Genomic DNA, 12,402 nt, shown 5'->3' with positions numbered 1-12,402 from the left:
GGGATCCTTTACTCGACGACGTGAGAGTCTGCGTGCTTTTTGGCCGCAGACGCTTTTTGTTCCTGATGTTGATACCAGGCTTTGAAATATTTCAGGAAGCTGTAAGAGGTGGCATAGACACCGGTCACCACCCCCACTCTCCCCTGTCGCCACGCGCCGCTGAACAGATACCACTTGAAGAACGCGCCGATGGCGCTAATGACGCCGCGTGCAATAGAAGGGCGTACGGTCTGGTACTTCACCAGACGGCTGGTGTAGCTGTTCAGCTTGTTGAAGACCTCATGCAGCGAATAGAAGGTGTCATGGCGCACACGGCCAGGAATTTTAACGGACTGGATCGCCCCTTCCACTTTGTCATCCACCGGACGCTGATTAAACCGCGCCTGGGTGCGGTTAAAGAGCCGTACCGGGAAATCGGGCGAGGAGACGGGATAAATCGTCCGCACCTCTTCCCCTAAGACATGCCAGTAGCGGGCGATCCGCCATGCCTGCTGAGGATGAGGTTCATCACCGGCCTTGAGGCGCAGGATAAAATCGACGGTTTCAGTATCCAGAATTTCATCGCTGTCCATGCACAGCACCCAGTCACAGCTCGCCAGATCGATAGCGTGGTTCATCTGCACGCCATGCATGGTATAGGGCTGATGATGGGGGGTGATGCCGTATTCCTGGCAAATCGCTAAGGTGGCGTCGTGACTGCCCGAGTCGAGGACGATGAGCTCATCGGCAACAACGATCAACGGAGGCAGGACTTCACGCAGCAGTCGTGCTGAGTTACAGGTCAATAAACAAACGGTGAGCTTGAACATAGGCGCTGTAAAGTTGAGTAAACTTCCCCAAACTCTATAAGCGAAGGCGGTAAAAAGCGAAGAAAAGCTAGCAAATATCCGGTTATGGACTGAAAAACGTGAGGCCGGCGAAAAAAAGCGCCCGCAGGCGCTTTTCGTTTAATCCCAGCTCAGGATCACTTTTCCGGACTGGCCGGAACGCATCGCGTCAAAGCCCTGCTGGAACTCATCGATGGAGAAGCGATGGGTAATGATTGGCGACAGATCCAGACCCGACTGGATCAGCGCCGCCATCTTGTACCAGGTTTCGAACATCTCGCGACCATAAATGCCCTTGATGAACAGCCCCTTGAAAATCACCTTGTTCCAGTCGATGGACATATCTGACGGTGGAATACCCAGCATCGCGATACGACCACCGTGGTTCATGGTGTCGAGCATGGTGCGGAATGCCGGTGGCGCGCCGGACATCTCCAGGCCGACGTCAAAGCCTTCGGTCATCCCCAGCTCTTCCATCACGTCGTTCAGGTTCTCTTTAGAGACGTCCACCGCGCGGGTGACGCCCATCTTGCGCGCCAGCGACAGGCGGTATTCGTTCACGTCGGTGATCACCACGTTGCGCGCACCCACATGCTTCGCCACGGCCGCCGCCATGATGCCGATCGGGCCTGCACCGGAGACCAGCACGTCTTCGCCTACCAGGTCGAATGACAGCGCCGTGTGCACCGCGTTGCCGAACGGGTCAAAGATAGAGGCCAGATCGTCAGAGATATTGTCCGGGATTTTGAAAGCGTTGAACGCCGGGATCACCAGGTATTCTGCGAAGCAGCCCGGGCGGTTGACGCCCACACCGACGGTGTTACGGCACAGATGCGTACGTCCGCCACGGCAGTTACGGCAGTGGCCGCAGGTGATATGGCCTTCGCCGGAGACGCGATCGCCAATTTTAAAGCCTTTTACTTCCTGACCAATGCCAACCACTTCGCCGACATATTCGTGACCCACCACCATCGGCACCGGAATGGTCTTCTGTGACCACTGATCCCAGTTGTAGATATGCACGTCAGTACCGCAGATGGCGGTTTTACGGATCTTGATCAGCAGATCGTTATGACCCACTTCCGGTTCCGGAACGTCGGTCATCCAGATGCCTTCTTCCGCTTTCAGTTTGGATAATGCTTTCATTACGCGTCCTCAGGCAATCACGCCCAGTTGTTTGCCGATGCGGGTAAAGGCTTCCACCGCACGCTCAATTTGTTCAGGGGAATGCGCCGCCGACATCTGGGTGCGAATACGCGCCTGGCCTTTTGGCACCACCGGGAAGAAGAAACCGGTGACGTAAATGCCCTCTTTCTGCAGTTCACGCGCGAAGTTCTGCGCCACCACGGCATCGCCCAGCATCACCGGGATAATGGCGTGATCGGCACCGGCCAGGGTAAAGCCCGCAGCGGTCATTTTTTCGCGGAACAGTCGGGCGTTAGCCCACAGGCGGTCGCGCAGTTCGGCACCGGACTCCACCATCTCCAGCACCTTGATGGAGGCGGAAACAATGGCCGGGGCCAGGGAGTTGGAGAACAGGTACGGGCGGGAACGCTGACGCAGCCACTCCACCACCTCTTTGCGGGCGGCGGTATAGCCGCCGGACGCGCCGCCGAGCGCTTTGCCCAGGGTGCCGGTGATGATGTCTACCCGGCCCATCACCTCACAGTATTCGTGGGAGCCGCGACCGTTCTCGCCGACAAAACCAACCGCGTGCGAGTCATCGACCATCACCAGCGCATCGTATTTGTCTGCCAGATCGCAGACGCCTTTCAGGTTGGCGATCACGCCGTCCATGGAGAACACGCCGTCGGTGGCGATCAGCACGTGGCGCGCACCGGCCTCGCGGGCCTCTTTCAGGCGGGCTTCCAGCTCAACCATGTCGTTGTTGGCGTAGCGGAAACGCTTCGCTTTACACAGACGCACGCCGTCAATGATCGACGCGTGGTTCAGGGCATCGGAGATAATGGCATCTTCCGCGCCGAGCAGGGTCTCAAACAGACCGCCGTTGGCGTCGAAGCAGGAGGAGTACAGAATCGCATCTTCCATACCGAGGAAGGCGGCCAGCTTGCTCTCCAGCGCCTTGTGGCTGTCCTGGGTGCCGCAGATGAAACGCACGGAGGCCATGCCAAAACCGTGGGTGTCCATGCCCGCTTTAGCAGCAGCGATCAGCTCAGGGTGATTCGCAAGACCTAAATAGTTGTTGGCGCAGAAGTTGATCACGTGGCTGCCGTCGGCAACGGTGATATCCGCCTGTTGAGCGGAGGTAATGATTCGCTCTTCTTTGAACAACCCTTCCGCTCGCGCGGTTTCCAGGTCACTGTTTAACTGTTTGTAAAAATCACCACGCATTGCAATTCTCCAGACTCGGCAAATTTCGGCACATATTACCCAAAGCTATACGCCGATACGAGATGACGCATTAACAGTTCTCGTTTTTGCAGCATAAATCACGTGTACCCCTGCGCTGTGAAGGTGAATGGCTGAAGGGCAGCCATACTAATGATATGATAGAAACATTCGCGTCCGGGATTGTCCCCGGGCTCCACACTTCAAAGGTTACAGCTATGATCATCGTTACCGGCGGCGCGGGCTTTATCGGCAGCAATATTATTAAGGCCCTCAATGACAAAGGCATCACCGACATTCTGGTGGTGGACAACCTGAAAGACGGCACCAAGTTTGTTAACCTGGTGGATCTGAACATTGCCGACTACATGGATAAAGAAGATTTCCTGATCCAGATTATGGCGGGTGAAGAGTTCGGTGAGATCGAGGCTATCTTCCATGAAGGTGCGTGCTCCTCTACCACCGAGTGGGACGGCAAGTACATGATGGATAACAACTATCAGTACTCCAAAGAGATCCTGCACTACTGCCTGGAACGTGAAATTCCGTTCCTGTACGCCTCTTCCGCGGCGACCTACGGCGGCCGCACCTCTGACTTTATTGAATCCCGTGAATACGAGCAGCCGCTGAACGTCTACGGTTACTCCAAGTTCCTGTTCGACGAATACGTCCGCCAGGTGCTGCCAGAAGCGAACTCGCAGATCGTCGGCTTCCGCTACTTCAACGTCTACGGACCGCGCGAAGGTCACAAAGGCAGCATGGCAAGCGTGGCCTTCCACCTGAACACCCAGTTGAATAATGGCGAAAGTCCGAAACTGTTCGAAGGTAGCGACGGCTTTAAGCGTGACTTCGTTTACGTGGGCGACGTAGCGGCAGTTAACCTGTGGTTCTGGGAAAACGGCGTCTCCGGCATCTTCAACCTGGGTACCGGCCGCGCGGAATCCTTCCAGGCGGTAGCCGATGCTGCGCTGGCGTATCATCAGAAAGGCAGCCTTGAGTACATCCCGTTCCCGGATAAGCTGAAAGGCCGCTACCAGGCATTCACCCAGGCGGATCTGACCAACCTGCGTGCCGCAGGCTACGACAAGCCGTTTAAGACCGTTGCCGAAGGCGTAACGGAATATATGGCCTGGCTGAACCGAGACGCATAAGACATCCCTATGAGAATACTGGTGATTGGCCCGTCATGGGTGGGCGACATGATGATGTCGCAAAGTCTCTATCGCACGCTCAAGGCGCGCTATCCCCAGGCGATAATCGACGTGATGGCACCCGCATGGTGCCGTCCGCTGTTATCGCGAATGCCGGAAGTGAACGAGGCGATCCCGATGCCGCTTGGCCACGGGGCGCTGGAACTCGCCGAGCGCCGCAAGCTCGGTCATAACCTGCGCGACAAGCGCTACGATCGCGCCTATGTGCTGCCTAACTCCTTCAAGTCCGCGCTGGTGCCTTTCTTTGCCAACGTGCCGCACCGCACCGGCTGGCGTGGCGAGATGCGCTACGGCCTGCTGAACGACGCCCGGATACTGGATAAAGAGGCCTGGCCGCTGATGGTGGAGCGCTACGTGGCGCTGGCCTACGACAAAGGCGTGATGCGCAGCGCGAAAGATCTGCCCCAGCCGCTGCTGTGGCCACAGCTCCAGGTCCACGAGGGTGAGAAATCCCAGACCTGCAACGCCTTTGGCCTGTTGCCCGATCGTCCGCTGATTGGCTTCTGCCCGGGCGCGGAATTTGGCCCGGCGAAGCGCTGGCCGCACTATCACTATGCCGAACTGGCGAAGCAGCTGATCGACGAAGGCTATCAGATTGTGCTGTTCGGCTCGGCGAAAGATCATGAGGCGGGCAATGAAATTCTCGCCACGCTGAACGTCGAGCAGCAGGCCTGGTGCCGTAATCTGGCCGGGGAAACCCAGCTGGAGCAGGCCGTCATTCTGCTGGCCGCCTGTAAGGCCGTGGTGACTAACGACTCTGGTCTGATGCACGTTGCCGCGGCGCTGAACCGCCCGCTGGTGGCGCTGTACGGCCCAAGCAGCCCGGACTTTACCCCGCCGCTGTCGCATAAAGCCCGCGTGATCCGCCTGATCACCGGCTACCACAAAGTACGTAAGGGTGACGCCGCCGAAGGCTATCACCAGAGCCTGATCGACATTACCCCGCAGCGTGTCCTCGATGAGCTTAACGAACTGCTGTTGAGTGAAGAAGGATAACGGATGCGGGTACTGATCGTTAAAACCTCCTCGATGGGCGACGTGCTGCATACGTTGCCCTCGCTCACTGACGCCATGAAGGCTATCCCGGACATTCGTTTTGACTGGGTAGTGGAAGAAGGCTTCGCGCAGATCCCTGGCTGGCATGAAGCCGTCGACCGGGTGATCCCGGTGGCCATCCGTCGCTGGCGCAAAGCCTGGTTCTCCGCGCCGATTAAGGCCGAGCGTCAGGCCTTTCGCGACGCGGTTCAGGCTCAGCATTATGATGCCATCATTGACGCCCAGGGGCTGGTCAAAAGCGCGGCGCTGGTCACCCGGCTGGCGCACGGCGTGAAGCACGGGATGGACTGGAATAGCGCGCGCGAACCGCTGGCGAGCCTGTTCTATACCCGCCGCCACGCGATCGCGAAGCAGCAGCACGCTGTCGAACGCACGCGCGAGCTGTTCGCCAAAAGCCTGGGCTACGCAAAACCGCAAATGCAGGGCGATTACGCCATTTCCCGGCATTTCCTGCACGACGCAGAGCACGCAAGTACGCCTTATCTCATCTTCCTGCACGCCACCACCCGGGATGATAAACACTGGCCGGAAGCCCACTGGCGCGATCTTATCGGCCTGCTGAGCGGTACAGGCCTGCGCATCAGGCTCCCGTGGGGAGCCCCGCACGAAGAGGCGCGGGCGAAGCGGCTGGCAGAAGGCTTTGACTACGTGGACGTGCTGCCCCGTATGAAGCTGGACGGCGTGGCGCAGCAGCTGGCAGGCGCCACGGCGGTCGTGTCAGTGGATACCGGCCTCAGCCACCTGACGGCGGCGCTGGATCGTCCTAATATTACGCTTTACGGCCCGACGGATCCGGGTCTGATTGGCGGCTACGGAAAAAATCAATATATCTGCCGCCCGGAACATTCATCGCAGCTGAGCGACCTTTCCGCCGCTGCGGTATTTGCGCAATTAGAGCCGTTGCTGGCAGCAGAGAGAGCCTATGTCTGATTTTTTCTCAGCGGAGCGCCCACCGAAGCGCGTGCTGATCGTTAAGCTGCGTCACCACGGTGACGTCCTGCTGACCTCGCCGGTCTTCACGGTGCTGAAAAAGAACTACCCCGATGTCGAAGTGGATGCCCTGGTGTATGACGACACCCAAGCGATGCTCACCAGCCACCCCTGTATCGACCAGGTGCATACCATTGGCCGCAACTGGCGTAAAAAAGGCTGGTTCGCGCAGTTCCGCCTGTACCGAGCCCTGCTGAACACCCTGAAGGCGCGTCAGTATGACGTGCTGATCAATCTCACCGAACACTGGCACGGCGCGCGGCTGGCGCGTCGTCTGAAACCGCGCGTGTCCGTCGGCTTTAAGCCCGATAAACGCGGCGGGCTGGCGCGTCGCCGGTGGGTGAAATCTTTCACCACCCTCTATCCGGCGATCCAGGATAACAGCCGCCATATGGTGGAGGTGAATCTGGATGCGCTGCGGCGGATCGGCATTCATCCGCAGACCGATGCCGATAAACACACCCTGTTTGTGCCGGGCGATGCGGCGGAAGCGTCGATTGCAGAGAAACTGGCCGGGTTCGGGCTGGCAAGTCAGTCCTACATTCTGGTGCACCCGACGTCGCGCTGGATGTTTAAGGCCTGGAATATTAACAAGCTGGCAGCCACCATTGATAACCTGGCGGCCCGCGGCCTGCCGATTATCCTCTCAGCGGCGCCGTCAAAAGAAGAGACCGCCTATATGGATGAGCTGCGTGCCGCACTCACCCAGCCGGTGTTTGATTTAAGCGGCCAGCTTAACCTGAAAGAGCTGGGCGCGCTGATGAAGCACGCGCGGGTCTACTTCGGTGTGGACTCGATGCCGATGCACCTCGCCAGCGCGGTGGGAACGCCAACCGTCGCCATCTTCGGCCCAACCGGAGCAATTAAGTGGGCGCCGTGGGGCGTGAACTACCGGGTGATCGTTGCCGGCTTTACCTGTCAGCCCTGCGGTAAAGCGGGCTGCGGCGACAGCGGTGTCTCCGACTGCATTACGGCGATCACCCCGCAAATGGTGCTGAGCGCCATCGATACCCTGCTGCTGGAAAACCCGACATGAAGCTGGCTATCGTTCGTCAGACCTATAATCCCAACGGCGGTGCCGAGCGCTTTGTCTCCCGCGCCCTGAATACGCTGGCGCAGGATACCGCTCTGGACGTGACCCTGATCGCCCGTCAGTGGGAAGACGCCGCCGGCTGGCAAACGCTGACGGTCAATCCCACATTCCGCAACCGCCTCGATCGCGAATCGGGTTTTGCCGCCGCCGCGGCGGCGAAGTTTGCGCAGTTCGATATCGTGCAGAGCCACGAGCGCATTCCGGGGGCAACCATCTTCCGTGCCGGGGATGGCGTGCACGCCACCTGGCTTGAGCAGTATAACCGCATCCAGTCACCGCTGGCGCGCTGGGCGCAGTCCCTGAGCCGCTATCATCGCTATATTTTGCAGGCGGAAACGGAGATGTTCACCCATCCTGCGCTGCGCAAAGTGATCTGCAACTCGAAGATGGTGCGGGACGATATCGCCCGCCGTTTTGGCCTGCCGGATGACAAGCTGACGGTGATCTACAACGGTGTGGATACCGCCCACTTTAGCCTGCAAGTTCGTGCGCTTTCCCAACGTGATGCGTTGGGGATCCCACAGGCAGCACCGGTGTTGGCCTATGTCGGTTCCGGGTTCAGCCGTAAAGGGGTGGCGACGGCACTGCGCGCTATAGTTCCTCATCCGGATGTCTGGCTGCTGGTCGCCGGGCGCGATAAACACGCGCGCAAATTCGAAAAGCTGGCGCAGTCCCTCGGCATCGCGTCCCGGGTGCGTTTTCTGGGAGCGGTTGCCGATGTCCGTCAGGTGTATGGCTCCGCCGATGCGCTGTTCCTGCCGACCCTTTACGATCCCTTTCCGAATGTCTGCGTCGAAGCCCTGGCCTGCGGCCTGCCGCTGCTCACCAGCCATGGCTGCGGCGCGGCTGAGTGGATTGAAGAGGGCGTTAACGGCTGGGTGCGCGACGCGCTCGACCGCGACGGTTATCAACAGGCGATAAGCCTCTGGCTTCAGGGCCGTGAACAGGGCGTGGATTACTCAGCGGCGGCACGCGCCACGGCTGAGCCTTATACCCTGGAACGGATGGCGAAAGAGTTGCAGGCGCTCTATCGCGACCTGCTGCGCTGAGCCGCGGTGGAAAAGACCTTTTCCATCGCCTCCAGCATGCACTCGCGGGTGAAATGGCTGCACAGGTAATCGTACCCCTGCTGCGCCAGCTTTTCGCGCAGCGCGGCATCGTCATGCAGTTTGACAATCGCCTCGCGCAACGCCGTTTCGTCGCGCTGCGCAATCAGGATCCCGGTCTGGCCGTTAATCACCGCATCAGCCGTGCCACCCGCGTCGGTGGCGATAGTAGCGATGCGCGAGGCCAGCGACTGCAGAACCCCCTGCGGGAGGCCTTCCATATCGTGCGACGGGCTGAGCGCGACATCAAAGGCCGGGAACCAGCGTTCAGGATCGCTGCGATGCCCCGCCATCACCACCCGCTGATGTAATCCCAGGTCGACAATCTCCTGCTCCAGCGTCGCTTTATATGGCCCTTCACCGACAATCGCCAATTTGATGTGTGGATTATCAATGGCGGCCAGGGCACGCAGCAACACGCTATGGCCTTTGTTAGGCCGCAGGTGCGATACCACGCCCAGCCAGAAATCCGCCTGCGACAGGCCGCAATCTTCACGTGCGGTCTGTTTATCCCCCGGGTGAAAACGCCGGGTATCCACGCCGCTCGGCACAGAGGTGCTCTGAGCCATCGGCACGCCGATATCCGCCATCTGCTGGCGCAGCGCCTCTCCGGTGGTCACAATATGGGCGCAGGCTTTACGAAACAGCCAGCGGGTAGTCCAGTTATTGCGTGGTACGCCGGAGGCGTGACGGGTACGCACCAGCGGAATTGGGTTCGAAAGGGTAAGATTGGCCAGCGCCACCAGCCAGGTATCGGCAGAATTGTGACTGTTGATGACATCAACGGACTGGCGATTCTCTTTCAGCCAGCGGCGCAGCTGCCGCAGGTTATGCAGGTTTTTACGCCGAAGCGGCATAGTCACCACCGTTAACCCGGCATCGCGTGCCAGGCCGTGTAGGGGTGCACTGTCCGGGCAAAGTATGGTCACCTGATGGCCGCGCTGAATCATCCCTAAGGACTCATTAATGATGCGTAATGGCTGACCGCCTTTACCGCCGTCTGCTTCAGTGTGAACAATATGCATACTTTTCCTGTTTATTGTGCAATGACTTGCCGTAACAGCAAATTATAACCGTTACGGCTGGGGTAATACATAAAGCCTGGTGCCGGAAAGCGCCTAACGGATTATTCTTGCTTACAAACATTGTCCTTCTGTAGGCCAGGTATTTGTGATAGTTTTCTTTGGCTTTTTATTTCCCACGGAAAAACCGTGGAGATCGCTCACAGCGTTGTTAACCAGCCGGTCAAGAACCGAAAATCCTTAACCAGCCCTAAATATATGACAAATACTCGTAACATTCTGACAGGTCTGTTAGTCCTTGCTGTACTGGCTTTATGTTTTGTCTGGCCTATTCCCAACGATCAGCTGCCGTTTCACCGCAATGGATTGATTTATCCCATTGTCGCCGTGGCACTTGGTCTGTTTTTTAGTGGGATAAAAACCAGACAACGGCTGGATTTAAGCAAAATTAAGTTCGTTCTTATTGTGATATGGGCGTTAACTTTCTTTATTCTGATTAATGGCTTTTTTGTCGCCCCGGACATAAAAGAAATGGTTTCTGCCTGGAGTGGCCAGTGGTTACGCCCGGTATTACTGTTCTGCGGTGGTCTGGTATTATTACCGGCGATCCAGAGAACATTCCCCTCCATGACCGCCGCCCGCTTCTTTACGCTGGTGATCCTCTTCTTCTGGGGCGTGGTCTGCGTACATTTACTGGATACTGTCTGGTTATACTGGCGCGACGGTTATATTCACTGGGGTGAAACGCGGATCGTCTTTAACCGCACCCGCATGAGCTTCCAGGTCAATATGATCACCGGTTTTATCCTGGCCGAGTTGCTGGCACGCGGTCTGTTACATCAACGTTTCCTGCGCCTGAACACCCCCGTTCTGGGGTTGATGCTTTTAAGCAACCTGCTGTGTACCGCGCTGGTAGACACCCGCTGGGGCACCATCGGTCTGGTCGGCAGCCTGTTCTCAACCTTTATCCTGTTGAGCCTGCACAGCATGCGCCGCAGCAGAGTCATCGTCACCAGTGGCATTCTGGTTGGTCTTATTATTGTTTCTGCGCTACTTGGTTACGCCTCATGGAAAACCGACCCACGCTGGCAAAACCTGGAAAGTGATGCCATTGCTGGCTGGAATGCTCCGTTTACCAGCTATTGCTACAACAAAACGGACGGTACGATACCTTTAAATGGGTTAGGGCAGCCGATGGATCACTCTAACGGCTGTCGGGCCAGCTTCTTCCATCAGGGCTGGAAACTGGTTGCTGAACACCCGGCAGGCATAGGAGCCAAAAAAGAGGCGTTCCGCTATGTGCTGCGTCGGGATACCCAGGATAACCGTATTAACATCCCCCATAGCCACTACGGCCTGATTGAATTTGGTATTCAGAACGGCGTTATGGGTATCGCGGGCTGGCTGATTCTGCTGGTGGGCTGCTGGTATATCGGCTGGCGGGAATTCCGTCGCGGCAACATCATGGTGGGTATGTTCTTATTACTCTTTACCATCGGTTTCTTCTCCAGAACCATGGTCGATCACAATCTGGTCGATCACTTCCTGGAGCAGTATATGTTTCTGACCGGCTTGCTGGTTGGCATGTGTGCCCTGCGCCCTGCCCAGAGCGAAAATCAAACGACCTGATCTCTCTGAAGCGCCAGTGTGAATAATCACCCTGGCGCGGAACGCTTTAGCCTGTCGGCTGTCGAATTGCCAGCAAATGGCCTCGTTATACCCTTTTTATTGCTGCGTATTTTTACGGAGAAAGCATGTCTGAAACGCCTCAATTAAGCCTCATCGTTGCCGTATTTAATGGCGAAAAATTCCTGAGCGCTTTTTTTGACAGCATTAAACAGCAGAATTTATCGAGCCTGGAACTCATTATCGTTAATGACGGCTCAACGGATCGCTCAGCTGAAATTATTGCCCGCTATGCCAGTGAATTTAGCCATTTCCAGATAATCGATCAGCCTAATGGCGGCGTATCGGCCGCGCGCAATACCGGTCTTGCCCAGGCGACAGGCGAATACGTTGCCTTCCCCGATATAGATGACGTTATTTATCCGGGCATGTACCCGCGCCTGCTGGATATTGCCTTTGCGGGCCAGCTGGATGTGGCGACCTGTAACGGTACCTATATTTATGACGACGGCCGACCGTCGAAAAAGATTTTTCCGTCCGACAAGCTGGCTTCAACAGAGGTGCTGGACGGCCCGGAATGGCTGCAGATGGCGCTGGCCTCGCGCAAATTCCTGCACGTCACCTGGCTGAATATCTATCGCCACGCCTTTATCAAAGCGCAGGGTTTTACCTTCGAACATGGCCTGCGTCATCAGGATATTCCCTGGACCACAGAAGTGCTGCTGACGGCCAAACGCGTGCAGTACGTGGATGAAGTTTATTATGACTATCTGATCCACTCGGCGTCGGTATCGCACACGCCAGGCACCGACGATACGCGGATGCGCTCTTCGCGTCACTATATGAAAATCCTCGAAATGCTGGATGCCATCAATAAACGCTATCCGGAACAGGTGAAGCGCGCCCCGGCCTGCCAGTGGCAAATCGCCAAAGAGGGGCTGGGTATTCTGCACAGCATCAATAACATTGAAGACAGCGCGAAAAAACGCGAAATCACCCAGGAACTGTTCGATCGCGGCATCTGGTCGATGATCTGGAAAAACGCGCGGGGTTTGCGGCAGCGCTGGCGCCTGGGACGTCGTTACTTCCGTCTTAAAAAACTCGTCAAATGAAAGTGTAATT

The 12,402-nt window shown here is 57.3% G+C and carries 11 protein-coding genes; 7 read left to right on the top strand and 4 right to left on the bottom strand.

Annotation, left to right across the window (positions count from 1 at the left end; translation table 11 throughout):
- Positions 1-8: 8 nt before the first annotated feature.
- The 3 genes from GNG27_RS00530 to kbl all read right to left on the bottom strand — a co-directional run bounded on the left by GNG27_RS00530 (position 9) and on the right by kbl (position 3,179).
- Positions 9-809, bottom strand: coding sequence for a glycosyltransferase family 2 protein (locus GNG27_RS00530; protein ID WP_156262641.1), 801 nt, complete (start codon positions 807-809; stop codon positions 9-11).
- 138 nt (positions 810-947) lie between these two features.
- Complete coding sequence (gene tdh, locus GNG27_RS00525; protein WP_142487744.1) at positions 948-1,973, bottom strand: L-threonine 3-dehydrogenase; 1,026 nt, start codon at positions 1,971-1,973, stop codon at positions 948-950.
- Between the two features lie 9 nt (positions 1,974-1,982).
- Positions 1,983-3,179 carry a glycine C-acetyltransferase gene (gene kbl, locus GNG27_RS00520; RefSeq protein WP_142487743.1) on the bottom strand — a complete coding sequence of 399 codons (1,197 nt, stop codon included), beginning with the start codon at positions 3,177-3,179 and terminating at the stop codon, positions 1,983-1,985.
- Positions 3,180-3,394: 215 nt separating this feature from the next.
- Here kbl and rfaD point away from each other — a divergent pair, with 215 nt between their 5' ends.
- From rfaD to GNG27_RS00495, 5 genes are read left to right on the top strand one after another with little or no spacing between them, the layout of a single operon-like run.
- On the top strand, positions 3,395-4,327 hold the full coding sequence (rfaD, locus tag GNG27_RS00515) for an ADP-glyceromanno-heptose 6-epimerase (RefSeq protein WP_156262640.1): 933 nt from the start codon (positions 3,395-3,397) through the stop codon (positions 4,325-4,327).
- A 9-nt stretch (positions 4,328-4,336) separates the two neighbouring features.
- Positions 4,337-5,383, top strand: a complete 1,047-nt coding sequence (gene rfaF, locus GNG27_RS00510) for an ADP-heptose--LPS heptosyltransferase RfaF (protein WP_156262639.1) — start codon at positions 4,337-4,339, stop codon at positions 5,381-5,383.
- A gap of 3 nt (positions 5,384-5,386) precedes the next feature.
- Positions 5,387-6,373: a lipopolysaccharide heptosyltransferase RfaC gene (rfaC, locus tag GNG27_RS00505; protein ID WP_156262638.1), complete on the top strand. Its 987-nt coding sequence runs from the start codon at positions 5,387-5,389 to the stop codon at positions 6,371-6,373.
- Positions 6,366-7,469, top strand: a complete 1,104-nt coding sequence (rfaQ, locus tag GNG27_RS00500; protein WP_156262637.1) for a putative lipopolysaccharide heptosyltransferase III — start codon at positions 6,366-6,368, stop codon at positions 7,467-7,469. Before rfaC ends, rfaQ begins: the two co-directional genes overlap by 8 nt.
- Complete coding sequence (locus tag GNG27_RS00495) at positions 7,466-8,575, top strand: glycosyltransferase family 4 protein (protein ID WP_156262636.1); 1,110 nt, start codon at positions 7,466-7,468, stop codon at positions 8,573-8,575. Before rfaQ ends, GNG27_RS00495 begins: the two co-directional genes overlap by 4 nt.
- Here the strand turns inward: GNG27_RS00495 and GNG27_RS00490 are convergent.
- The gene (locus tag GNG27_RS00490) at positions 8,554-9,657 is read right to left on the bottom strand and encodes a glycosyltransferase family 4 protein (RefSeq protein WP_156262635.1); all 1,104 of its coding nucleotides are present in this window, start codon (positions 9,655-9,657) and stop codon (positions 8,554-8,556) included. The two genes, GNG27_RS00495 and GNG27_RS00490, sit on opposite strands and share 22 nt — an antisense overlap.
- Before the next feature lie 255 nt (positions 9,658-9,912).
- Between GNG27_RS00490 and GNG27_RS00485 the strand changes: the two genes are divergently transcribed.
- Positions 9,913-11,283: an O-antigen ligase gene (locus tag GNG27_RS00485; RefSeq protein ID WP_156262634.1), complete on the top strand. Its 1,371-nt coding sequence runs from the start codon at positions 9,913-9,915 to the stop codon at positions 11,281-11,283.
- A 125-nt stretch (positions 11,284-11,408) separates the two neighbouring features.
- The gene (locus GNG27_RS00480) at positions 11,409-12,392 is read left to right on the top strand and encodes a glycosyltransferase (protein ID WP_156262633.1); all 984 of its coding nucleotides are present in this window, start codon (positions 11,409-11,411) and stop codon (positions 12,390-12,392) included.
- The last annotated feature ends 10 nt before the right edge of the window (positions 12,393-12,402 follow it).

The sequence above is a fragment of the Leclercia sp. 119287 genome, from assembly GCF_009734485.1.
Classification (GTDB): Bacteria; Pseudomonadota; Gammaproteobacteria; order Enterobacterales; family Enterobacteriaceae; genus Enterobacter; species Enterobacter adecarboxylatus_C.
The sequence above is the reverse complement of the archived record's forward strand: the minus strand, read 5'-3'. Positions and strand labels throughout refer to the sequence as shown.